Source organism: Nonomuraea guangzhouensis, assembly GCF_019396345.1.
Taxonomy (GTDB): Bacteria; Actinomycetota; Actinomycetes; order Streptosporangiales; family Streptosporangiaceae; genus Nonomuraea; species Nonomuraea guangzhouensis.
On record NZ_JAHKRM010000042.1, the window covers coordinates 49278 to 74127 of the forward strand.

General features: G+C 69.0%; 17 protein-coding genes. 13 read left to right on the top strand and 4 right to left on the bottom strand.

The window, feature by feature from the left end; genetic code table 11:
- Position 1: 1 nt before the first annotated feature.
- From KME78_RS54515 to KME78_RS54530, 4 genes are read left to right on the top strand one after another with little or no spacing between them, the layout of a single operon-like run.
- Positions 2-1246, top strand: a complete 1245-nt coding sequence (locus tag KME78_RS54515; RefSeq protein WP_219537948.1) for an ABC transporter substrate-binding protein — start codon at positions 2-4, stop codon at positions 1244-1246.
- Entirely contained in the window at positions 1243-2124 is an 882-nt protein-coding gene (locus KME78_RS54520) for a carbohydrate ABC transporter permease (protein ID WP_219537949.1), read from the top strand. The genes KME78_RS54515 and KME78_RS54520 overlap by 4 nt, the downstream gene beginning before the upstream one ends.
- The gene (locus tag KME78_RS54525; RefSeq protein WP_219537950.1) at positions 2121-2987 is read left to right on the top strand and encodes a carbohydrate ABC transporter permease; all 867 of its coding nucleotides are present in this window, start codon (positions 2121-2123) and stop codon (positions 2985-2987) included. The genes KME78_RS54520 and KME78_RS54525 overlap by 4 nt, the downstream gene beginning before the upstream one ends.
- Positions 2984-4735: a glycoside hydrolase family 35 protein gene (locus KME78_RS54530; RefSeq protein WP_219537951.1), complete on the top strand. Its 1752-nt coding sequence runs from the start codon at positions 2984-2986 to the stop codon at positions 4733-4735. The genes KME78_RS54525 and KME78_RS54530 overlap by 4 nt, the downstream gene beginning before the upstream one ends.
- A gap of 19 nt (positions 4736-4754) precedes the next feature.
- On the opposite strand, the gene KME78_RS54535 is transcribed toward KME78_RS54530, so the two are convergent.
- Positions 4755-6641 carry a hypothetical protein gene (locus tag KME78_RS54535; RefSeq protein ID WP_219537952.1) on the bottom strand — a complete coding sequence of 629 codons (1887 nt, stop codon included), beginning with the start codon at positions 6639-6641 and terminating at the stop codon, positions 4755-4757.
- The gene (locus KME78_RS54540) at positions 6638-7561 is read right to left on the bottom strand and encodes a TIGR02996 domain-containing protein (protein ID WP_219537953.1); all 924 of its coding nucleotides are present in this window, start codon (positions 7559-7561) and stop codon (positions 6638-6640) included. Before KME78_RS54540 ends, KME78_RS54535 begins: the two co-directional genes overlap by 4 nt.
- A 208-nt stretch (positions 7562-7769) precedes the next feature.
- Between KME78_RS54540 and KME78_RS54545 the strand changes: the two genes are divergently transcribed.
- On the top strand, positions 7770-9065 hold the full coding sequence (locus KME78_RS54545) for a DUF6745 domain-containing protein (RefSeq protein ID WP_219537954.1): 1296 nt from the start codon (positions 7770-7772) through the stop codon (positions 9063-9065).
- Between the two features lie 31 nt (positions 9066-9096).
- The gene (locus tag KME78_RS54550; RefSeq protein ID WP_219537955.1) at positions 9097-9501 is read left to right on the top strand and encodes a DUF8820 family protein; all 405 of its coding nucleotides are present in this window, start codon (positions 9097-9099) and stop codon (positions 9499-9501) included.
- Positions 9502-9529: 28 nt separating this feature from the next.
- Here KME78_RS54550 and KME78_RS54555 read toward each other — a convergent pair whose 3' ends face one another.
- Complete coding sequence (locus KME78_RS54555) at positions 9530-10294, bottom strand: hypothetical protein (RefSeq protein ID WP_219537956.1); 765 nt, start codon at positions 10292-10294, stop codon at positions 9530-9532.
- A gap of 10 nt (positions 10295-10304) precedes the next feature.
- Positions 10305-10895: a matrixin family metalloprotease gene (locus tag KME78_RS54560; RefSeq protein WP_219537957.1), complete on the bottom strand. Its 591-nt coding sequence runs from the start codon at positions 10893-10895 to the stop codon at positions 10305-10307.
- A gap of 182 nt (positions 10896-11077) precedes the next feature.
- Here KME78_RS54560 and KME78_RS54565 point away from each other — a divergent pair, with 182 nt between their 5' ends.
- From KME78_RS54565 to KME78_RS54595, 7 genes are all read left to right on the top strand, one after another.
- A complete protein-coding gene (locus KME78_RS54565) occupies positions 11078-11929 on the top strand; it encodes a hypothetical protein (protein WP_219537958.1) in 852 nt (283 codons plus the stop codon).
- Positions 11923-14688, top strand: coding sequence for an outer membrane protein assembly factor BamB family protein (locus KME78_RS54570; RefSeq protein WP_219537959.1), 2766 nt, complete (start codon positions 11923-11925; stop codon positions 14686-14688). Before KME78_RS54565 ends, KME78_RS54570 begins: the two co-directional genes overlap by 7 nt.
- A gap of 44 nt (positions 14689-14732) precedes the next feature.
- Positions 14733-15941 (top strand): cytochrome P450, encoded by a 1209-nt coding sequence (locus tag KME78_RS54575; RefSeq protein WP_219537960.1) that lies wholly within the window; start codon positions 14733-14735, stop codon positions 15939-15941.
- A gap of 186 nt (positions 15942-16127) precedes the next feature.
- Positions 16128-19253 (top strand): amidohydrolase family protein, encoded by a 3126-nt coding sequence (locus KME78_RS54580; RefSeq protein ID WP_219537961.1) that lies wholly within the window; start codon positions 16128-16130, stop codon positions 19251-19253.
- A gap of 235 nt (positions 19254-19488) precedes the next feature.
- Positions 19489-20142: a hypothetical protein gene (locus KME78_RS54585; protein WP_219537962.1), complete on the top strand. Its 654-nt coding sequence runs from the start codon at positions 19489-19491 to the stop codon at positions 20140-20142.
- A 63-nt stretch (positions 20143-20205) separates the two neighbouring features.
- Positions 20206-22044 (top strand): HSP90 family protein, encoded by a 1839-nt coding sequence (locus KME78_RS54590; RefSeq protein WP_219537963.1) that lies wholly within the window; start codon positions 20206-20208, stop codon positions 22042-22044.
- Entirely contained in the window at positions 22041-24656 is a 2616-nt protein-coding gene (locus KME78_RS54595; protein WP_219537964.1) for a tetratricopeptide repeat protein, read from the top strand. Before KME78_RS54590 ends, KME78_RS54595 begins: the two co-directional genes overlap by 4 nt.
- Positions 24657-24850: the final 194 nt, after the last annotated feature.

Genomic DNA, 24850 nt, shown 5'->3' on the forward strand with positions numbered 1-24850 from the left:
AATGACGGCTCTCCTCCTGATCGGTGCCCTCGGCCTGACCGCCTGTGGCAAGAAGAACAGCACCGAACCCGCCCAGCAGTCCCTGTCCTACCGCTCCTCCTGGGGCGCGGCGGAACCCCAGGCGAAGATCATCAAGACGATCATGGACGACTTCGCCAAGGAGACGGGCACCAAGGTCGACCTGAAGTTCGTCGGCCGCACCGGCAACGAGAACCTCAACGCCGAGATGGCCTCCGGCCAGGGCCCCGACCTGTTCGACACCACCACCGGCGACATCGACACCCTGACCGCCCAGAACATCATCGGCCCGCTGGACGACCTGGAGAACACCCAGATCCCCGGCGAGGGCAAGACGGTCAAGGAAGTGCTTCCCGAGCCGGTACGGCGGGCCTCCTCCGGCAAGAACGGCCTGGCCTTCGTTCCGCACACGATCATCTCCACCGCCATCTGGTACGACGCGGCCAAGCACCCCGGACTGAACCCACAGACCTGGGACGAGTTCATCGCCTTCCTCGATGAGTCCAAGAAGGCCGGCCGTACCCCGATCGGCCAGGACGGCACCATCGCCTTCTACAACGTCTACTGGTTCTACGCCCTCCTGGTGGGCGCCAACGGCGCGGGAAGCCTCGCCGAGCTGGGCAAGGACTCCGCCAACTGGGACAAGCCCCAGGTGCTCGACGCGGCGAAGAAGGTCGAGCAGCTCGCCAAGGGCGGGTACTTCCAGCGGGACTTCATGGCGACCAAGTTCCCCGCCGCACAGAACGCCTGGGCGGCGGGCACGTACGACCTGAACCTCAACGGCACCTGGCTGGCCAGCGAGGTCCAGAGCCAGCTCACTCCCGGCTTCAAGGTCGCCTCGTTCCAGATGCCCGCAGGCGGCAAGAAGTCCATCGAGGTGGGCACCCTCGGCTGGGGCGTGAACGCCAAGGGCAAGAACGTCGCGACGGCCAAGAAGTTCCTGGCTTTCGCGCTGCGGAAGAAGTACATGGAGCAGTTCTCCACCGTGGCGCTGAACATCTCCTCGCGCGGTGACGTGCCCGCGCCCGCGAACATGGCGGACCTGCAGAAGGCGGTGCTGGAGGCCAAGGAGACGCACCTGAGCTACGACTACGCGGGTGCCGACAAGACCTGGTGGGGCGACATGTTCCTGCCGCTGAGCGACAAGCTCCTCTCCGGCAAGATCGACGCGGCCACGTTCGTCCGCGAGGGCAAGAAGCAGACAGCCGACCATCTGGCGAACGGGTGAAAACCTACGAACGGGCCTTCTGGCCTTTCCTCCTGCCCGCGCTCCTGGTCTACACCCTGCTGTTCGTCGCGCCATCGCTGTTCGGAATCTGGATCAGCCTCACCCAATGGTCAGGCCCCGGCTCGGAGATGACCTGGCGCGGGCTGGACAACTACGTGGCGCTGCTGCACAACCAGGTCTTCGCCACGGCCTTCACCAACACCTTCGTGATGGCGATCGTCGGCGGCGCCCTGATCTTCGGCTTCACCTTCCTCGCCATGGTCGTGCTCAGGCAGCTCAAAGGGCGGGCCTTCATCCGGGCCGTCGTCTTCCTGCCGCTGATCATCTCGCTCATCGCGATCGGCGCGGCGGTGGGCTTCCTGCTCAACCCCGAAGGCGCGATCAACACCGTGCTCGGCTGGGTCGGCCTGGACCCGCAACCCTGGCTCGGCCCCGAGATGGTGTTCCGCTGCGTCGTGGGCGGGCTGGTCTGGTCGAGCACCGGCTTCTACGTCGCGCTGATGATGTCGGCCGCCGACGCCATCCCGGCGCACGTGTACGAGGACGCCCTGCTCATCGGGGCCACCAAATGGGAGCAGTTCCGGCACATCACGCTGCCGTTGACCTGGGACGTCTTCGCCGTCGCCGCCGTCCTCTGGGTGGTCGGCAGCCTGAAGATCTTCGACATCGTGCTGGCCTTCACCACCGCGGGCACCACTGCCGCACCGCCGATCCCCGCCCGGACGATCGCGGTGCAGCAGTTCATCGTGGTGAAGGGCGCCGGCCTGCCAGAGCTCGGCAGCGCGGCGGCCATGGGCGTGATGACGCTCCTGGTGACGGCCGTACTCATCGTGCTGACCCGGCGCATCACCCGGCGTGATCGAGTGGAGCTGTCATGAGGCGTCTGATCGGGGACATCCTGCTCCCCAGGGCCACGGCCATCGCGCTCTGGGCCTGGGTGGCCTTCAACCTCGCCCTGATCGGCTGGGTGGGCATCCAGTCGCTGAAGGACTCGCGGGACGTGTGGCTGCATCCGTTCGCGCTGCCGGCGACCCCGCGATGGGACAACTTCTTCTCGGCGTGGCAGGCGGCCGAATTCTCCGCCGCGGCCCTGAACAGCGTGGTGCTGACCGTGTTCGGCGCCGTGTTGATCGTGGCGATCTCCGCTCCCGCCGCCTACGTGCTGGCTCGCTCGAGCCGGCGCGTCGCCGGCCCGACGATCAGCTATTTCGCAATGGGGCTGAGCATCCCGATCCAGACCATCCTGGTGCCGATCGTGGTGATCAAGCTGTCGGTCTACACGTTCATGGAGGACTGGGTCACCGGCTGGTGGGACAACCGCATCACCCTGCTGGTCTTCCAGGTGGCGCTGTCGGTGCCCTTCGCGGTGTTCGTGCTCACCGGGTACATGCGCTCGCTGCCGCACGAGATCGAGGAGGCGGCCGAGATCGACGGCGCCGGCCCGCTCCGCGCGTTCGTCCTGGTTATCATGCCCGTGGCCAGGCCGGGCCTGACCACCGTGCTGGTGCTCAATGTCATGGGCCTGTGGAACGAGACCCTGCTCGCCCTGCTGATCGCCCCCCTCCCCGAGGAACGCAACCTGCCCGCCGCCCTCCTCGGTCTGTACAGCAGCATGCAGTACAGCTCCGACTGGGGCGGCATGTTCGCGGGCATCGTGATCCTGGTCTACCCCATGATCGTGCTCTACCTCTGGCTGGGCCGCCGCATCGTCGACGGCATGACCGCCGGAATCAGCAGATGACCCGCCGATCCGGGCGTGTCTTCTCCGTCGATGACCGTGCGTTCCGGCTGGACGGCACGGAGTTCAGGGTGCTGTCGGGCGCACTGCACTACTTCCGCGTGCATCCCGGGCAATGGCAGCACCGGCTCGCGATGGTCCGCGCCATGGGCCTCAACACGGTCGAGACCTACGTGCCGTGGAACCTGCACGAGCCACGGCCGGGAGACTTCCGCCGCCTGGACGACCTGGGCGCGTTCCTCGACACTGCGGCGGCCGAAGGGCTCCTGGCGATCGTGCGGCCCGGGCCGTACATCTGCGCCGAATGGGACAACGGTGGGCTGCCCACCTGGCTGACCGGCGCCGTTCGCACCAGCGACCCCGGCTACCTGGCCCACGTCGACCGCTACTTCGACCGGCTGATCTCCCGGGTGGCCGAGCGCCAGGTCACCCGGGGCGGCAATGTGATCATGCTCCAGGTGGAGAACGAGTACGGCTCCTACGGCAGCGACCACGCCTACCTGCGCCACCTGGCGGACGGCCTGATCAGCCGGGGCATCGAGGTGCCCCTGTTCACCTCCGACGGGCCGGACGACCACCACCTGACCGGTGGCACGATCGACGGCGTGCTGGCCACGGTGAACTTCGGCACCGAGCCGGAGCAGGCCTTCGCCGCGTTGCGCGCCCACCGGCCGGACGACCCGCTGTTCTGCATGGAGTTCTGGTGCGGGTGGTTCGACCATTGGGGGAACGAACACGCCACCCGCGATCCGCAGGACGCCGCGGACACCCTGGAGCGGGTCCTGGCCACGGGGGCGTCGGTGAACCTGTACCTGGCACACGGCGGCACCAACTTCGGCACGTGGGCGGGCGCCAACCGCACCGGGGACGACAGCGCGGGCCCATGGCGGCCCACGGTGACCTCCTATGACTACGACGCGCCCATCGACGAGCGCGGCGCACCCACCGAGAAGTACTGGCGCTTCCGCGACGTGCTCTCCCGTTACGGCGGCAAGCCCACCGACGTGCCCCCCGTACCCGCCACGCTGCCTCCCGCCACGCTGCGCCCTACGCGATCGGTACGGCTGCACGAGGCACTGGATGCCATCGCGCGGCCGGCGGCCACCGCGCCGGTGCCACCGACATTCGAGGACCTGGGGCTGGACCACGGCCTGGTCCTGTATCGGACGACCGTTCCAGGACCGCGCGGGTCGTACCCGCTCACCCTGCGCGGCGTGCACGACCGCGCGCACGTCTTCGTCGACGGCCGCCTCGCGGGCGTCGTCGAGCGGGACGCCGATCCTCCCGTACTGCTCGCAGCCGGGCACGCCGCCGTGGAGATCCTCGTGGAATCGATGGGACGGACCAACTACGGTCCCCTGCTCGGCGAGCGCAAGGGCATCCTCGGCGGCGTCCTGCACCGCCACCAATACCTGCACGGATACACGGCGCGGCCGATCCCGCTGGAGGACGTGTCGCGGCTGAGATTCCAGCCGGGAACGACGAGCGAGCCGCTCTCGTTCTTCCGCACCACACTCGAGGTGGCCGAGCCCGCGGACGCCTTCCTGGCCCTTCCCGGCTGGGGCAAGGGGTACGTCTGGATCAACGGCGTCCTGCTGGGCCGCTACTGGAAGCAAGGACCTCAGCGGACCCTGTACATCCCGTCACCCCTGCTCGAAACGGGTGTCAACGAGATCGTCCACTTGGAGTTGGACCAGGTGGGCTCCCTGCTGGAGATCCGCGCCCGGCCCTCGCACGACGGCGCGTCGTGACGGTGTGATTTGCGACCGTTCATGCCGCGTCCTCGTCATCCCAGTCGTCCTCCTCGTCGTCCCACAGGTCGCTGGGCGGCAGCGGATGCTCGTCGTCGATGAGCGAGTCGTCCACCGAGCGCCGCCAGGCGTGGCTCTCGTCCGGGTCGGCCCAGTCCTCCTCGGTGATCCTCGGGACGGGGATGGTGGCTCGCCGGTGGTCGACCATCCAGGAGTTGCGGAAGAAGTCGAACGTGAGGTGGTAGCAGCCGGCGGACTCGGTGTAGATGATGGGCGGGACGAGGAACTGCGCCACGCCGACCTTGGCCGCGACGACCACATAGTCCTCGGGGATGGATTCGTCGTTCCAGCAGGCGGCGAAGTTCACCGGCTGGAGTGCGCCCCTGCCGAGCACGTGGATGAGGTTGTCCTGGATGACGAACCGGTCCGGGTCGAGGGCCACGTCCTCGCCGAGCATGAGGATCGGCGCGGGCAGGATGTGCGCCTTCGCGAAGGACTGCGCGTCGGTGTAGAGCTCGATGATCTCGTCGTGGCGTGTGGGGTCGTAGCCTCCGGAGGAGTGGAACGGGCAGCAGATCCTGCGGTCAGGCTGCTCCGGCTCGGGGAAGAACGCGGACTTGTCCACCCGCGTCATGGCGGACCCGTTCTGCCTGGCCCGCAGGAACTCGGGGATCCAGTCGGCGTTGTCGGACTCGATCACCTCTGTCTGGCAGAGCGCCCGGAACGCAGTGTCGCCGACCTTGCAGTTGAAGTAGTCGAGAAGGGTGAGCGCGGCGCACTCCGCCAGCGACAACCCGTCGGTCTTGGCGAACCAGAAGTCGTAGCCGTTGGCCACGAAGCGCACCCCGCGGAACTCCTTGTGCACGAAGGTCTCGCGGGTGGGGCCCCTCCCCCAGCCGTTCCAGTGGGCGGCCGCCACCTGGTTGTAGTAGGCGTCGGCGTGCCGGGCCAGCTCCGGCGCGAACACACTCTCACCGGTCAGGTAGCAGGCCTTGCTGAACAGCTCACCGATCTCCGGCGCCTCGGTGACCTCGTCGGCGGTGAAGATGAGTTCGCTACGCAGGAACACCTTGCGCCCGTCACGGTAGGGGGCGCCCTCGTGCTCGTACCGCTGATCGAAGAGCACGCACGTGAAGTCGCCGATCTCGCTGAGCGCGGCGCCGCCGACCAGGTCCAGCGCGGGCGACCCCGTACCGCCGGTCAGGTACAGCAGCAGCGTGTACCGGGAGATGTGCCGCCGCGACGCGTCGTAGTACGGCGTGTCCCGATGCCGGTGGAAGTTCTCGTCACCGGGCTCGAACCGGTTGCACCGGAACACCGGGTTCACATGCGAGAACCCCTCCGCCACCGTCGGTGGCAGCGCGTCGGCCACCGCCGCGGTCAACGCCTCGGCCAGCAGCGCCGAGTGGAAGATGAATCGTTCACCGCCCCGGGACACGGCGTTCAGCGGCGGCACGTACAGGTTCAACTCGTCCAGCTGCGCCAACCGTGCCTGGGCGGCCGCCGGCAACTGCGGTGAGAACGAGAACACCCCCTCCGCGTGCTCCGCCCACTCGGCCGGCTCCGCCTCCAACGGCACGCCCTCGAACAGGCGGTCCAGCGGGACGATGTTCTCGAACGTGCGGAACGACAACTCGTGCGGATCCACGAACACCGCCGCCAGATACGGCGCGTCCGCGCTGGGCCGGGCGAACAGATCCCGCACCCGCTCGTCGATTCGCTCGGCGTCGATGAACCGCACCGCCTTGAACCGAGCCGACGGATGCCATGAGATGTCCAGTCCGTCCACCGTCGCGGCCGGCTCGGCATCGGTCGCGTCCACCTCCGCCCGGTACCGGGCGGCCTCCTCGGCGGGTGCCTCCCGGGTCGACAGGATGAAGAAACGATCCCGAAGTTCGATGCTCACTTGGCCCTCCACAAGCTGCGCAGACCTGACGGAAGATTCGTGGCGTGCGCCAGTTTCCGCACGCCGTCCTGGCCGACGTCGGAGTCGTACAACCACAGCCGCTCGAGGGAGCCGGCGAACGGGGCGGCGATCAGGGCCTCCGCACCCGCCTCGCCGAGGTTGTTGTACCGCAGGTCGAGCTCGGTCAGCTGCGGAAACCGATGCAGGGAACGCACGCCCTCGGCGGTCACCCTGTTGCGTTGCAGGTGCAGGCGGCGCAGTCCGCCCAGGTGCGGGGACGCCGCGAAGGCCGCCAGACCGGCGTCGCCGATCCGGCAGTACCGCAGTTGCAGCGCCCGCAACCGATCCGTGCGGAGCGAGGTGGCGAGGATTTCGGCGCCGTCGGGGCCGAGCCCCAGATAGGAGAGGTCGAGTTCGACGAGTCGCCCGGCATCCAGTCCGTCGAATGCCTTCATGTCCAGACGCCCAGGACGCACCTCGGCCCCCTCGTCGTCTTCCCCCTCGTCGTCGTCCTCCTCCCAGTCCTCATCGTCCTCCCAGTCCTCGTCGTCGGTCGTCGCCTTCGACGTGATTCTCAGCGTGGTGACGAACCGGCCGCGCAGCACCAACTCCAGAACATCGCGGACGTCAGCCGACCACTCGACGGCCACCTCCGAGGCGAAACCGTACCGGCGCGCCAGCACCCGCGCCGTCGCCGGCAACCCGTCGTCCCATCCGCCCTCGTGCTCCGCGACGAAGTCCGCGATCTCACGCTCCACGGCCGGGCGATCGGCGGGGCGGGTGCGTGCCAGGCGCTGCTCGAGACGGATCAGCGTGCCTCTGGCATCGCCCTGCTCCAGCAGCCGGTCGCTGTAGGCAAGCCACGAGGCCAGATCGTCGGGATGAGCCCGTAACGCGTCTTCGACTTCGGTCCCCTGCATCCGTACGAATGTACGGAGATCGGCTGACGTGTCAAGCCAAACTGTCAGAGCGACGCACGCAGTCGACAAAGAGCCGCAAATTGTCCCAGCGGGCAGGTATCGTGCTGCGCCGAGCCATGATCGCCGACGTGGACACTCCACGCGGCACCGTGTACATCGCGGGTCCTCGGGCTAAGTCAGGGGCCGCATCAGCTGGAGGTTTCCGCCTGTGAATCCACCGGGTCCAGCCCGTTCGACGGCCGACGAGCGGGAGGCGGCGCGTACGCCCCGGGACGACACCGCTGCCGAGAAGCGGGTGTGGGAGTCCGCCGCCCGTGCCTGTTACCGCGAGATCGGGGTCCCGTTCCCGGAACGGGTCGTGTGGGTGTCCTCACCGCTCGTCGGCGCGTTCGCCGCACCGATCGCCGCCTGCCTGAGCACCGGCCACCGCAACAGCCGCGTCCTGGACTCCGTCTACCGCGCGGTGGACGACACCGCCGGTCAGGCCGTCGGCCGCGCGGTGCGCGCCGCGGTCCAGGCCGCGTCCGACGGCGCGGTGAGCGATCCTGTGCATGGCGCGGCGGCCACCGCCCTGCACGTCGAGATCGCCGCAACGATGAAGTCCGCGCTGGCCGCGGTCGTGCGGGACATGTCGCACGAAGCGGTACGGGAAGCGGCGCACGACACTCCTCCCCGCGAGGAAAGCCGGATCCTGCCCACCAGCCCGTTGGCCACGCTCGCCGGGGCGTCGGACGAGGCCGTACGGGCGGCGGTGGACACGGCGGTCGGCGGGCCGCGGCAGGACACGATCCGCGGCGAGGTGCGCCGGCTGTGGCGGGCCCACCTCGGCTTCCAGCGCTCCGGCACCTGGCTGAACCTCGTCGGCCACTTCCAGCGGACCGCGGCCCTGCCGCTCGACGAGGAGCCGCCGCAGCGACCCATCGCGGAGCGGATGGCGGAGCAGGCGCCCGCCGGCTGGTGGTGGTGGCCCTTCCAGGACTTCGTCATGCTCTGTCCGCGTCCGGCCGAGATTCACCTCGAGCAGGTCGGCGAGGGCGCCAGTGCCACGCACCGGCCGCACCGCGCCGACGGCCCCGCGGCCGGCTGGGCCGACGGATTCGGGCTGTACTTCTGGCACGGCATCCACGTCACCCAAGCCGTCATCGACGACACCCTCACCGCCGACGAGATCCTCCGCGAGACCAACGCCGAGATCCGCCGCTGCGCCATCGAACGCCGCGGCTGGGACCGCTTCATCGCCGAGGCCCGCCTTGCCCAGGTCGGACCCGCCGTACCCGACCCCGGCAACCCCGGCCAGACCCTCACTCTGCACGACGTCCCCGCGGACATCTTCACCACACACGTGCGGGTCCTGCTGTGCACCAACGGCACCGTCGAACGGGACGGCACCCGCCGCCGCTTCGGCCTCACCGTCCCCGCCGACTGCACCGACCCCCTCGAGGCCGCCGCCTGGACCTACGGCCTCACCACGGCGCAGTACGCCACGGCACAACGACGATCCTGACCCCCGCCCATCGGCAAAGGAGCCCGAGAAGATGCCCACCATCGAACAGGCCATCGCCCTCTTCGGCGTCACCATCGACGAGCACCTCGACCGGCAGGCCGAGATTCCCGTCCTTTCCGGCCTGCAGTTCCAGGGCGATGTCGCCGTCGTACCGGTCAACTGGGACCCGGCCCGCACCCCCATCCCCGAGACCGGCGTCCCGATCGTCCGCGGCCAGGCCGAGGCCAACACCCACCTCCTGGTCGCCACCGGCAAGGTGTTCTTCACCCCGGAGCGCTTCGGCGGCGGAATGGCGCTCGGGGTGCTGACCGTCGCGGAGGGCGCGACCGCCTACCTCGCGCACCCCGAACACGCCTTCACCGGCATCGCACCGGGCACCTACGAGCTGCGGCGCCAGCGCGAGCAGGCCGACCAGGCCCGGCTCGTCGCCGATTGAGGGCCTTTGGGTCCTGCCTGGAAGCGGGTCAGCAGGCGGACTGGTCTGTCGCCGTGCCTGTCTCGCAGGCTGACCGCTGGGCGCGGACACGGAGCTGGGCCAGCGTCGTGGGGCCTGCCACTGCGCTTCTCGCCTGCGCGTCGCCGCCCAGGAGCTGGGCGGCACGCTCTCTGTCTGCCAGCGGGGCGATCAGCGGCGTGCCGGGCTTCTCCTCGATGAAGACGCCCTGGCCGATCGGGAGCTGGACAGCCGCCTGATATGCCTGGGCCGCCGGTGAGGCGGGCTGCCGCCTGGCTCGGTTGAGGGCGCTGTCGACATAGAAGATGCCGTGCCCGGCCGTACCGAGGGACGCGCGGAGCCCGTCGAGCGTGATGCCGGTGGGCTGCTCGACCCTGAGCCGGATCTGGCCCGAGGCGAAGCCGCGGCCCAGCTTGCCCGCATGGACCTTGTCGACCTTGATGACCACGCTGGCCCAGCGGATCGCCGCCTCCTGGCTGTCGTAGGGCACCACCCGCGGCGCGAGCGAGTCGTCGCCCGAGGCGTAGGCGATGCCCGGCTCCACACCGACGACCGTGCCCTCGACGAGCGCGGCGGCCGGGCGGAACGCACCGGACGGCTTGGCACCCGGGGTGATGTCGTCGACGGAGTCGAAGAGGTACTCGCCGGTCCCGCTCTCCTGGGCATGGAGCTGGGACCAGAAGGAGACCGGTGCCGGCTTCGCGGCCGGTGCCTGGGCGCAGCCCCCGAGGGCGGCGAAGGCGACGGCGGCAGTGAGGAGCTTGAGGTGTCTCATCGCCGGTCTCCTAGTAACGGCCGTTGATGTGGGCGACGTCATGCGTGCCGTACTTGGTGATGGTGTGCGAGCCGGTGCGCAGGCAGGAGCCGGACTCGGTCGAGTGGTCGAGGCCGATCGTGTGCCCGATCTCGTGACAGGCCAGCGCCTGCCGCTGGGTGGTGCTCATCCAGTCGATGTCCTTCAGGTCGTAGCGGACCTCGTACTGGTCGCAGCGCCAGGCCTGGCTGCTGTCGGCCGGCGGGATGGTCTTCACGCACTTCGAGTAGGCGAAGAGGTTGTAGCCGGTGCTGGAGCCGTCCCAGTCCAGGTCCCAATAGTCGACGTAATAACGGTCGAATGCCTCGACGTCGGTGCTCGGGTCGGGGGTGCTGTCGTAGGCCACGGTCATGTCGGTCTGGGAGTCCAGCTTCAGCATGGCGGCCTTGGCCGCGCTCTTGGTCCGCGTCTCCAGCGTCTCGGAGGTGTACCAGTGCTTGGAGTTGTCGGCGAAGGGGCAGCAGCCGTTCTCCGAGCCGAAGCCGTTGGCGACGGCGGGAGCGGCCGTCATGGTGACCGACGCCGCGAGGACGAGGGCCGGCAATAGCGTTCTGTACGACATGTGATCCTAAATAAGAATAAAAGGAAGTCCGGATATCCTGCCTGCAAATCACGCGACGATCAAACTCGTGTCAGGTTGCCGGGTCAGCACTCCCAGACCGAATTCGTCAACAGCACGGCCACGCGACCGTCCCATCAGCTATACGTCAGCTGTCATTACACCGCCGACGAAGGGGACGTCCCATGGCCAGAGCGCGCCAGAAGAGGCGTGCCTCATCCGCCCCCCGCACCGAGGAGGCCGGAGGATGGAAAGCCACGCGGACGTGGCTGGCGGGAATCGTCAGCGCCGTGATCGTCGCGGCCGTCGGGGTCGTGTTCGCCGCCTGGTTCAACGCACGCGGCCCCGACACCGTCGACAGGATCAGCGGCGAGCCTCCGATCAAGGTCGGCCACGTGGCCGTCGACTACGCCGCGCAGGACATCACCCTGAGGGAAGCGGTGACCGACCCCGCGGACCGGGCGGTCCTGCTGGGCAGCGCGTCCGGCTCGCAACGCGACACGGTCATGGCGCGCCACGACCGGGCCCCGCTTGAGACCGCCGACCTCACCGTCGTCCTCGTCGGCAATCGCAGCAGCCTGCGCATCGTCGACATCCAGCCGCGGGTCCTCGACCGCAAGCCCGTCTCGGACGGCGCGCTGTTCATCTACACCTCCGGAGGAGAGGCCGCCACCATCGAGCTCTCCGCCGACCTCGACAAACCCGCACCCCGCTTCACCACTCCCGAAGACCCGCGCACCTCGTACTTCAGGAAGAAGCAGATTGACCTCAAACGGGACGAACGAGTCACGCTATCCATGAAGGTCACGGGCACGGCCGCCTACTACGCCTTCGACCTCCTGATCACCGTGCTCGCGGGGGACCGGACCGAGCAGATGACGATCCAGGGGCCGGACAGGACCCCGTTCCGGGTGACCGGTACCTCCGGCACCTACCACGGCTACTACACGATCTCTCCGCTCCGCGGCTGGCAGCCGATCTCCAGGAGCGGCGCCTGCGCGCTCGAAAGGAAGCTCGCCAAGGCCGGGAAGTGCTGACCGCGCGCGGGTACCGGTCTGCCGCGATCCTGCTCGTGGTCATCCTGGCGACCTGCTCGGCCGTGTCCCGGGACGACGTCACGAGGCTTCCCCGCGTACCCGTCGAGTGGCGTGCGTCGTGGTCGGTGCCCGCGGATGCCGAGAACGGCGTCGAGTTCCTGGGGGCCCCGGGCCACGCCGTGTCCGCCCGGGCGGCCGCCGTGGCGACGCGGCAGGGCACCGTACGGATCCACGACCCGCGCACGGGCGCGCTCCAGCGCACCGTCCCCGCCGACCCGGCCCGGCCCGCGCCCATCACCGGCGTCTGGATCGCGGGGGACACGCTCGTGGTCGCCAGAGGAGAGCCGGACGGCGCCGAGCAGACCCTGTACGGCCACGACCTGGCCACGGGCGTGCCGCTGTGGCGGCGCACGGTCGTCACCGCCCTCCGTCAGCCCCGGCCGGATGGCACCGGCTCCTACCACGGCCCGCGGATCATGGCGACCGAGCGCGGCATCGTGGTGTTCGAGCAGCCGGACGCCCCCCTCGACATCCAGGCCCTCGACGCGCGGACCGGAATGACCACGGCCAGGCTGACGTACCCGCGAAGCTGCCGGCTGACCGGCGCCGCGACGGCCCGATCGGTGTGGCTGCTCAGCTACTGCCCGGGGAACGAGCTGCGGCTGGCCTCGATGGATCCGCGCACCCTGCGGCAGGGATGGCCGCGCCCGCTGCCGTCGTCGTCCTCCCCGGAGGACGGCGGCCCGCCGATCACGCTCACGGCCAACGCCGAAGGGTACGTGCACGCCAGGGCGGGCGAGGACGACTTCTTCTTCGGGCCCGACGGCCGCCTGCTGTACACCGGCTCGCAAGCCGTCAAGGTCACGGATCCGGACCGCTGGAACCCGCCCCTGTACGCCGGCTCCGCCAACGTGGCGGACGACCAGGGCGGTGCCCTGCGGGACTCCACCTGGCCGTTGCCCGCCTACTTGATCTCCGTGGACCCCGGCACCGGACGGCTCGGCGGGCTGCCGATCGACCTGCCCGCCCACCTGGTCTCCCTTGCCGGGGCGAGCAGGGACATGGCTTTCGTGTTCAGCGATGTCCCCGGGGACGGGCGGCTCACCGCGTACAAGCTGATCTACGGGACCGCCCGCCCGAAGATCGCCTGGCCGGACGCCTGCGGCCTGCTGACCGGCCGCGATCTGGCGGCCTTCGCGGATGGCTACCGCCCGGCCCCGGCAACGGACGGCGCGGCGAAATGCGACTGGATACCGCCGGCCGACGACGGCGCCGTCGTCTCACTGTCCGTGGAATGGGTGTCGTCGTCGGACGCGATCGCGCGCAAGCTGTACGCCGCCGAGGCCGCCGCCGTCAAAGAGAACGGCGACATCGATCCCACCACCGAGGCCCCGGGCTTCCTGTCCTACACCGTGGCCGAGACGAACGGCTTCTACGGCGCGACGATCATCAATGTGGGCCCCGTCATCGTCCGGCTGACCTCGACATCACGGCAGGCGGTGCGGCTCCTCTCCCCGCTGCTGCGCGACCGTCTGCTGGCCCGGTACGAGCCGGGCGTTCGCGCCCCCGCTCCCGTGCGCGAACGCGGATGGAGTTTCCCGACCGACGCGGCCGTGCGTACCGAGCCGGTGGTGACCGGCGGCGTCGTCTACGCCACCAGCGGCGACGGCACGGTGTCCGCGCTGGACGCCGCCACCGGCGCGCTGCGGTGGCGCTACCGGACGGGCGGTTCCGTGTACGACGGTCACGTGGTGACGCACGGCACTGTGTATGTGGCCGGCGGCACCGGCAGGCTGGTGGCACTGGACGCGGGCACCGGCCGCCCGAGATGGAGCCGCAAGATCATCGTGTTCGGTGACCTCGTGGTCGCGGGGGGCCGCCTCTACCTCTGGACCAGACACCCCGCCTGGTCGTCAAAGGCCGAACTCGTCGCGCTCGACGCCGCCTCCGGCAAGCGGCTGTGGAGCTTCGAGCCGACCGGCGACGTACTGAATCCCGAGCCCGTGCTGGCCGGCGACGTCGTCCTCACCGGCAGCGACCACGGCGTGATGTACGCCCTGGACCCCGCCACCGGAACCGAGAAACGTCGCTACCGGCTCGGCGCGCGACACGACCGCGTCCTCCTGCTCCGGGCCGGCACGACCGTCTACGCCACGAGCGGCAACGGCGCCGTGACCGCCGTGGACGCCGTCTCGGGCGAGGTCAGATGGAGGTCACGGATCACCGGCACCCTCTCCTTCCGTCCGGTGGTGGCAGGCGGGACCGTGTACGTGGGCGACGACGAGGGCACCACGCACGCGCTGGACGCCGCGACCGGTGCGCCCCGGTGGGATTTCCCGGCCAAGGGCGACCAGCCCATGTTCAGATGGAGCGCCACGGTGGCGGACGGGCTCGTGTACACCGTCGGCCGCGACCGTTCGCTCTATGCGCTCGACACCGCCACGGGCAAGACGCGCTGGCGCCTCCCACTGCCCGGCGGTCGCGGCACCGGCCCCGTGGCAGCGGCTGGAGCCGTCTACGTCGCCGACCGCGAGGAAACGCTGTACGCCCTCGACCCCGCCACCGGGACGGTGCGATCGAGGCTCCGGACCGGTGGCACCGTCGAAACCGACCCTGTCGTGACAGACGGCTTCGTGTACATCGGCAGCTCCAACGGGAACATCTACGCATGGCGCACGGCGTGTCCATCGGTCAGCAATGACGAACTCCCCGAGCGCGAACTGCTTGACGCGGGAACCTGCGCCGTTGATCATGAATGACATATCACATCGCCGGGTGGTGTCCAGCTCGAACGGAAAGCGCAATGAGTACATCCGAGCACGACATGACCCCGACGCCGACCTTCCCCATGGCGCGGACCTGCCCGTTCGCACCACCGGACGAGTACCAGCGGATGCGCGCCACCGCGCCGGTCGTCCGAGCCACCCTGCCCAACGGCGCACCGGTCTGGGCGGTCACCCGCTACGCCGAGGCGCGGCAGATCCTCAGTGACCCGCGGATCAGCTCGAACACCGGACGCCCTGAACGGCCTCGCGGACCCGACGACGATCGCCCCGACGACGGCTTCTTCGTCGATATGGATCCACCGGAGCACAGCAGGTTCCGGCGGTTGCTGATCTCAGAGCTCGGCGCCCGTCCGATGGACGCCATGCGGCCTGCCCTCCAGCGAATCGCCGATACGGCCATCGACGAGTTGCTGGCGGCCGGGCCGCCCGCCGACCTCGTCGGAATGTACGCGCGCCGGGTTCCGTCGCGAGTCCTCTGCGAGTTGTTCGGCATCCCGGCCGGCGACCACGAGTTCTTCGAGTCACGGCTGCGCATGTTGTCGGTGACGAGCATGGACCCAAGCGTGGCGGCCCAGGCGTCCAGCGACGTTCGCGGCTATTTACGGGAACTCATCCGCAGCGCGGAGCGTGAACCGCACAACGGAATGATCCGGCGGCTGGCCGCCAGACACCTGCCCACCGGCGAGCTGACCACGGACGAGCTGATCAACATCGGGTTTCTCCTGCTGCTCGCGGGTTACGACTCGCCGGCGAACACGATCTCGCTGGGCGTGCTCACGCTGCTGCGGCACCCGGCGCAGCTTGCCGCGTTGCGCGCCGACCCGAGCCTGCTGCCGGGTGCGATCGAGGAACTGCTGCGCTTCCACTCAGTGCAGGACTGGGTGAGTTTCGACCGGATCGCGGCCGACGACATGGACATCGGCTCCGCGCGGATCCGCGCCGGTGATCGTCTGACGGTGCTGGCCGCGTCCGCCAACCGTGACGCGCGGGCGTTCGAGAACCCGGACGAGTTCGACATCCGCCGGTCCGCCCATCACCACGTCGCCTTCGGCCACGGGGTACACCAATGCATCGGCCGCAACCTCGCCCGCGCCGAGCTGCAGATCGCCTACGGCACGCTGCTGACCCGGATACCGACGCTGCGCCTGGCGATCGGGTTCGAGGAGCTGCCCTTCGCCGACGACGCCCCGTTCTTCGGGCTGCACGCGATGCCTGTCGCCTGGTAGTGCCGTGACGCGCTCCTCTTGACCAATTCTTTTGACCAACGTATGTACATTTCTATGCACTTACTTTAGTCAAGCGGGTCCCACTGCCCTCAATGAGCACATCAACCGGCGTCATGATTGGCGAGAAAGTCCCCGATGTCTCAATCACCGGTTCCCCCCAGCGTCTTCACCTCTGCCTCCGGATCGATGTCCCGCCCGTCTCGCCGGGCCGTCCTGGCGGCCGGCGGTGCCGCCCTCGCCGCCGTGCTCACCCCGGCCTCACCGGCGAGGGCCGGCGTAGCGGGGAACGCCGGTAACACATCTGTCGCCTCCGGCACCGACTTCGCCGTCGCGCCCTCGCCCGACGGCCGCCTGCTCGCCCTCGACCTGCTCGGCGTCCTGTGGGTCTGCTCCGCCTCCGGGGGCACCGCCCGGAGGCTCACCAGCGATCTGTACGACATCGCCCAGCCCGACTGGTCCCCGGACGGATCCACCATCGTGTTCCAGTCGTACCGCGACGGCGTCTTCAACCTGTGGACGATCCGGCCCGACGGGTCCGCGATCACGCAGTTGACCACCGGGCCGTTCGATCATCGAGAGCCCCGCTACAGCCCGGACGGGCAGACCATCGCCTACTCCTCCGATGCGGGGGGCAGCTACGGCATCCACCTGCTCGACGTCGCCACCGGAGCGAGCCGCGTCCTGACCGACAGCTCCGCCGAGGAGTACGAGCCGGCCTGGTCACCCGACGGGAGCAAGGTCGCGTTCGTCGTCGCCGACACCAGGATCGACGTCATCGAGGTCGCCACCGGCGCGCGCGGCACCGCGGTCACGGTGGCCGCCGGTCAGGTCATTCACCAGCCGTCCTGGCTGCCGAACGGCACCGACCTCGCCTACCACCTCTTCCACTCGGGCGCCAATGATCTGGCCGGCACCGCGGGGACCCTCGTCACCGGCGAGGAGGTCTTCCCGTTCCGTGCCCGGTTCGCCCAGGACGGACGCTATTACTACACCTCCGCGGGCACCATCAAGGTCCGCCGCCTCAACTCCGCGTCCGTCGGCACGATCGGCTTCAGCGCCGCGCTGACGGCGACGACTCCGAAGTACAAGAAGAGGGTCCGCGTATTCGACGAGCCCGGGTCATTCCCCGTCGTCGGAATCGGCAGCCCGGCCGTGTCCCCGGACGGGTCCGCCATCGCCTTCCGCGCGCTCAACGACATCTATCTGATGCGCGCCGGTGGCACGCCGAAGCCGCTTTTCCGCGACCGCTGGTGGAAAGCCGACCCGGATTTCTCCCCGGACGGGCGGCAACTGGCATTCGTCACCGACCGCACCGGCACCCTCAATATCTGGGTCCGTGACCTGAGCACGGGCGCCGACCGGCAGGTGACCCATCTGACCGACTCCGCCGCCCTGTCGGTCCGGTGGTCACCCGACGGCAGGGAGATCGCCTACCTGGACCAGGACGGCGCCCTGTGGGTCGCGGACGCCTCCACCGGCGACATCCAGAAGATCTTCAACGCCACCTTCGAACCAGGCCGCCCGTCCTGGTCACCCGACGGCAGAACCCTCGCGCTGGCCGCGGTGGTGCCGTACTCACGACGCTACCGTGAGGGACTGTCCAAAATCCTGCTCGTCGACCGGGCCACGGGTGCCGGCACCTACATCGACCCCGCGCCGCACCGATCCTTGCAGACCCGTGGTGACGACGGCCCTGTCTGGTCACCAGACGGCACCATGCTCGCCTTCGCCATGGAATCGCTCCTGTGGGTCCTGCCCGTCGACAAGACCGGACGACCCACCGGCAGCGCCCGTCAGGTCACCCGGGAGGTCTCCGACGCCCCTGTCTGGGCAGGCGACTCGGCCACCCTCGTCTACCTGAACGAGGGACGTCTCAAGAGCGTGCGCCTCGACGGCAAGCCCGCCCGGTCGATTCCGACGCGGCTGACCTGGCGCAACGATGCCGGCCCCGATCAGGTCGTCATTCACGCCGGCCGCATGTGGGACGGCGTCTCCACCAGCGTCGTCCGCGACGTCGACATCATCGTACGAGGCCAGCGCATCGCCGCGATCGAGCCGCACCGGGACGGCAGGCCCGGCACCCAGATCGACGCCCGCGACAGATTCGTCATGCCTGGCCTGATCGACATTCACCATCACCGCGAAATGCAGGGCTACGCCTACGGATCGCGACAAGGTCCGCTGTGGCTCGCCCTGGGCATCACCACGACGCGCTCACCCGGCTCACCCGCGTACCACATGGTCGAGGAGCGCGAGTCCGTGCAGTCCGGCGCCCGGCTCGCACCGCGCTACCTGGGCACCGGCGAGGCCATCGACGGGGCGCGCATCTACTACAACTTCATGCGCCCGACGTACTCCCACGACCAACTGCGGCTCGAACTGCGGCGGGCCGCCGCCCTCGACTACGACATGATGAAGTGTTACGTGCGGCTGCCGGTCGTCTGGCACAAGGAGGTCATCGACTGGGCCCACCGCCAGGGCAAGCCGGTCAGCTCGCATTACCACTATCCGGCGATCGCCATGGGCGGCGACCAGACCGAGCACGTCGGCGCCACCAACCGGTTCGGCTACTCACGGACCGTCACGAACGTCGGCTCCGCCTACTCGGACGTCATCGGCATGTTCAACGCCTCGAAGATGGCCAGAACCCCCACCCTGTTCAACTCCTCGACCCTCTACAGGGACGACACCTCGCTGGTCACCGACGAACGAGTCCGCCGCCTCTACCCGAACTGGCGGATGGCCGCGCTGCGGACGACGGTCACCACGGCGCAGACCGCCGACCCGACGGCGGTCCAGGTGATCCGGACGAACCTCGCCAACCAGGTCGCGCAGCTCACGGCGATGATCCGCGGCGGGGGCGTGGTCACCGCCGGCACCGACGCACCGATCGATCACCTCGGGATCAGCCTGCACATGAACCTGCGCGCCATGGTCAAGTACGGCCTGACCCCACGGGAAACACTCACCGCCGCGACCAGCACGTCCGGGGCCTACCTCGGCCTCCCTCTGGGCAGGATCGCCAAGGGCATGTACGCCGACCTGGCCATCATCGACGGCGACCCGCTGTCCCGCATCGAGGACGCCGCCAACGTCACCGCCGTCGTCGTCGGCGGGAGACACCACACCGTTGAGCGGCTCCTCGCGCCTTACCCGTCCTCCACCACCACCGACCAGGCGGCACCCGCGGCCTCCGCGCCTGCCGGCAAGGTCAAGGACCGCGTCCCCGTCCACCCGAGCACAGCGAGCCACTGGTGGAACGACCCCGCTCAGCTCGAGGGAGCCCGAACTGCCTGCTGCCAGAACCACTGAGACGCATAGGCCCGCCGGCCGGCGCTCGGCCCTGGTCGGCGGGGCGGTGGCCGGCTATTGAGGCATTTGCCGGATCTGCCATCGGGGGTGTCGTGGGACATGGGCCTTTGACGCGAATTCCTTGGTCAAGTCATGGATGAACGGCCGCCCATTGAGGAATCCTTGAGCAGGCGAGAACGCCGCAGCCCACCACAGCGGCTGCCCCGAAGCGATCAACAAGTGCGATGGCGGATCCGTGGAACAGCTGGAATACCGAAGGCTCATCAAGGTGCTGGAGCAAGTGGCCGGGGCTCGGAAGGGCGAGCTCTATCCGGTGCTGGCCGAGGCTGTGGCCGTACATCTCGGGTGGATCGACGCCTTCGTGGCCGAGAACCCCGCCTATCTGGCGCCGGGAAGCGATGGCGAGGAGCAGTACCTCACCATGTTCCGGCCGGACTTCGTGGAGGAATACGCCGAGCGCTGGCGCTTGAACAACCCGTTCGCCTCGCGCGAAGGGGTCACCTGCCTGACCCGCCGCGGTGTGGCGACCCTTGGACAGCTCCGCCTGCGGGCGACCGAGCCGGAGCGCGACTTCGCCGACGTATTCCTGCGCCGCAACGGCATCGACGACATGCTGAAGATCGTCGTCAGGTCCCCGGCCACGGGCGCGGTCAGCACGCTGGGGGTGCCGTTCGACGGTGACCGGCATGCCATCGAGCCGAGCGACCTGCTGATGGCGGCCACGCTGGGCCCGTTGCTGAGCCCGTACTTCGACGCGAACCTCGTATCGGCCCCCGTGCCGGATCTCACCTCAGGGCTGAACGTCCGCGAGAGCACGGTCGAGAGACACCTCACCTGCGTCGTCAAGAAGACGGGATGTGCCAGCCTGACCGAGCTGCCGCGTAACTGATATTCGAGCTCGCAGCCGAAATTGAGCGGTTCACTGTCATAGCTTGACGCTACGATCTTCCGCATGCTTGACAAAAGGTCGGGAAATGCCCACTCCTTTCAGGTTGACCTGCGAGGACTTGTTGACCTCCTGTCCCACCACCTTTATTCCAGTCCACGCGTCTATGTGAGAGAGCTGCTGCAGAACGCGGTCGACGCGGTGACGGCACGGCAGCGGATGGACCCGACGGCATCCACCGCCATCCGGATCACTTTGGACGAGGCGGGACTGCGGATCGACGATCCGGGCATCGGCTTGACGGAGGCGGACGTCCATCGTTTCCTCGCGACCATCGGCCGGTCGTCGAAGCGCGATGACCTGGAAGGGGCTCGCCGCGAGTTCCTCGGCCAGTTCGGTATCGGCCTCCTGGCCTGCTTCACCGTCGCCGAGCGGATCCAGGTGATCAGCCGTTCCGCCGCCGTCCCGGATGCGCCGGGCATCGAGTGGCTGGCCGCGTCCGACGGGACGTACTCGGTCCGGCGGCTTGAGCCGGATGAGCGCGCCGTTCCCGGAACGACCGTTCGCCTGACGCCACGAGCGGGAGCCGAACGGTGGTTCGCCCCGGACGTGGTCATCGACCTTGCCCGCGACTTCGGTTCGCTGCTGCCCTACGAGGTGACGGTCGACACGGGTGGGCGGACGATCCGCACCACGGACAGCCCGCCGGTGTGGGACCGCTCCTACGATTCGGCCGCCGCACGCCGGGCCGCGCTGATCGAGTACGGCGAGGGCGCGCTCGGCTTCACCGCGCTCGACGTCGTCGAACTCGACGTGGAGCTGGCCGGGATCAGGGGCGCCGCCTACGTGTTGCCGCAGCCGGCGAATCCGGCCGACAGTGGCCGCCACCGCGTCTACCTGAAGGGCATGCTGCTCAACGACGCGACCACCGGTCTGCTCCCTGAATGGGCGTTCTTCGTCCGCTGCGTGATCGATACGGACACGCTGCGCCCGACCGCATCGCGTGAAGGTCTGTACGAGGACGAGACGCTGGTCGCGGTCCGCGAGGCGCTGGGTGTCCGGCTGCGGGACTGGCTCACCGGGCTGGCCGCACAGGAGCCGCAGCGCCTGGCCGCGTTCCTCGCTGTGCACAGCCTCGGGGTGAAGGCGATGGCCAGGCATGACGCCGAGCTGTTCCGGATCATGTTGCCGTATCTCACGTTGGAGACGACCGACGGTCAAGTCACGTTCGCCGAGGTCGCCAGGAAATACCCCGTGGTTCGGATCACGCCCACAGTTGAGGAGTTCCGGCAGATCGCGACGATCGCGTCCGCCCACGGCATGGCGGTCGTCAACGGGGGCTACACCTATGACGGCGAGCTGGTCGCGCTGCTCCCTGATGTCATGCCGGGGGTGGTGGTCGAAGAGCTCGGTTCGGACGTGGTCACCGCCGCGCTCGACCCGGTCGACAGCGCGAATGAGCTGGCCATGGCCGGGTTCATGGCGATGGCACGCTCCACGCTCGACCCGCTGGGCTGCGATGTGATCCTTCGTGCGTTCTTTCCGGCGTCGGTGTCCGCCCTGCATCTGGACTCCCGCGAGGCACGCAACGAACGAACCCGCGCGGAGATCGCCGCCGACGCGGACGACCTGTGGGCCGAGATCCTGGGCGCGCTCAAGTCCGACAAACCTCGCGCGCAACTCGTACTCAACCACCGCAGCCCGGTGGTCCGCCGGCTTGCGACGATCAGCGATCCCGCACTGCTGGTCACCGCCGTCGAGGCGCTGTACGGCCAGGCGCTGCTGATGACGCACCGGCCCCTGCGGTCGGTCGACACCGCACTGCTCAACCGCGCCTTCGACGAGCTGCTCGGCTGGGCCGCGCAGAACGTGACCGAATCCACTGAACAGGATGGCCAAGCATGAACGTCGCCGAGATCCGCGACGCCCTGCGTCAGACCTACGCGCTGCCGAGCGGACACCAGAAAGTCGAACGCCTGGAACTGCTCGCCACCGCGGCCAAGGCGGTCGAGGACCGGTCGCTGGAAGCCGAGGTGCTGCTCACCCTCGTCCAGGCCTACGAGTACGGCGCCGAACGTGACCGCATGCCGGTCGCGTTCGGCCGGCTCCTGCAGATTCACGACGACTTCCCAGCCGAGGTGGGCGCGTTCAGTCATCGCATCCACTGGCAGCTCAAGTGGATGAGCTACTACCTCGTCCTCAACCCGGCCGTGCCGCTGGCTACCATCCACCGCTGGCTCGACGAGCTGCAGAACCGCTATCGGCAGCGCGGACACAGCCCGCGCCCGGTGCTCGACCTACGTTCGCTGCTTGCGCAGCACCTCGGCGACGACGAGGCGGCAGCGGCGGCGATGGAGTCGTCGATCTCCGCTCCACGCGACCAGATGGCCGACTGCGACGCCTGCGAGGGCAGCGGCTGGGGCACGTGGCGCGTCACGGCGGGTGATGACGCGGGGGCGTTGGACTACTGGACGCCGCTGATCGACGGCGAGCTGTCATGTGCGGAGGAGCCGCACAGGGTCCTGGCCAAGGCACTGCTTCCCCTGCTGCGCACCGGACGAACCGAGGACGCCCGCAGCGCCTTCCTCAGGGGATACTCGCTGGTCCGCCACAATGTCAGCCTGCGCGAGTCGGTCGGCTACCACATCGAGTTCTGCGCCCTGACCGGCAACGAGGCGCGTGGCCTGGAGATCCTGAACGAGCACGCGTCCTGGATCATGAAGCAGCACGAGGACGTCTCGCAGCGGGTCGGCTTCGTGGGCGGTGTCGTCGTACTGCTCCGCCGCCTGGTCATGCTGGGCCACGGCGGCATCCGGATCGGCGACCTGACTCTTGAGACGACTCTCGCCAGGTTGGAACAGGAGATCAGCGAGCTGTGCGCCCGCTATGACGCGCGCAACGGCAGCAGCGTCTTCAGCGAGCGCGTCGCCAAGCGCCTCGCCCAGGAGCCGTTGGCGGATCGGCTGCCGCTCGGCGTCCCGGCGACGCTGCCGCAACCGGCCGGTCGTGCCGTACCGATCCCGCCGAAGGGCACCGATTCAAGGCTCGACGACCTCGTCGCAGAAGCGCGGCGCCTGTCCGAGACTCGTCATCCCCACGCCGAAAGGGCATGGGAACGAGTCGCGGCCAGTGAGCTGCCGCTGCCCGGGATCGTTGTCGCGGAGGTCGAGTACGCCAAAGCGCTCTCCCTGGTGGACTCGGACCCCGGCGCGGCCTACGACGCGCTGCTGGCTGCCGCTGAAAGCTTCGACCGGCTCGCCGACACCGCCAAGGGTCTGGAGGCCCGCGGCGCCGCGGCCCTGACGCGCTTCCAGACCGGGGATCAGACCGGGGGCGAGGCATTGGCGGAGAGCGTCACGGCGCAGGCGGAAAGCGCGTACGCGGCCGGAGAGCTCACCTCGGCCGAATACCTGACCGCGCGAAGAGCCGGTCCCCTCATGGCAATGACGGCGCTGGCGCAGCAGGAGAACCCGGCCGAGGCCGAGCTCAAGGCCACCCATGCACTGCTGGAGGCCGAACTCGCCGTGGCGGTGGAGCTCGCGGTTACCGAGCGCATGGCCATGTATCACGACCTGCTGGCCCGGGTCTCTCTCCCGCTCGGCGATGCGGACGGCGCGCGTGCCCATCTGCGGGCCGCCGTGACGGGTTATCTCGAAGCCGGGCAGCCGTGGCGCGCCACGAATCCCGCCTCCCTGCTCGGCGAGCTCGCCCTCGGGAGCGACGATCCTCAGGCGGCCGAAGAGTTCGCGTCGAAGGCGATCACGTACGGCGCCGATCTCGTCCCGCACGGCCAGACCGCCCAGCTGAGCTCCCTGCTCGTCGAGGCCATCTCGAGACAGCCCGGCCGTGAACGCGACCTGGTCGGCGCGGCACTGACCGCGGCCGCCCGCTGGGATGGCCTGTCCGAACCCGACACCCTGCACAACACGTTCACGGCGGCGCGCGCCTATCACCGTCTCGAGAGGCATGCCGAAGCAGCGGCACTGTTCGAGGACGTGATCCCGAGGGTGGAGATCCCTTACGACGCACCGGTCATCGCGATGACCCGGGGACAATACGGCGCATCACTGGGCCAGCTGGGCCGCCACCGCGAGGCCGCTGAGCAGTTTCTCCAAGGTGCGGAGCTCGTCCAGAATGATGCGGACCAACGAGCCATGCATGCCGAACTGGCCTGGTCCGCCGCCGAAGCACTGCAGTATTCCGGACAGACCACAGAAGCGCTGGCCGCCTATCAGCGGGCGGCCGCGCTCTGGACCGAACTCGGCCAACTCACCCCGCGCATACGCTGCCTTCGGTCAGCGGCCTGGTTGCTGCACTACATGGGCGAGCCCGATTCCGAGGAGCACCCGGATGCGGAACGGCCCGGCGTCGCCGAGATGCGTGCGGTCCTCACCGAACTGGAAGAGCTGGCCGAGCACAGCCCGTCCGAGGAGGTGCTGGCGGAGCTCACAGAGACGCAGCAGCAGCTCGAGCGGATGATCACGGACAGCTTCGACGAGTACGACGACGTCGACTAGCGTGCGGGCAGGGTCAGGATGATCGCGCCCTGCCCGTTGACGTTGAGGTCACGCCCGCGCCGTGTGCGGGGCGGGCGCGACCAGCGAGTTGCCGCCTCCTGCTGACCGGTTCTGAAGGTCGACGGGGACAGGAGTTGCCAAACCCACCCAGGGTGACAAAAGAATGATCAATCCCGTACATTCCCCCAATTAAC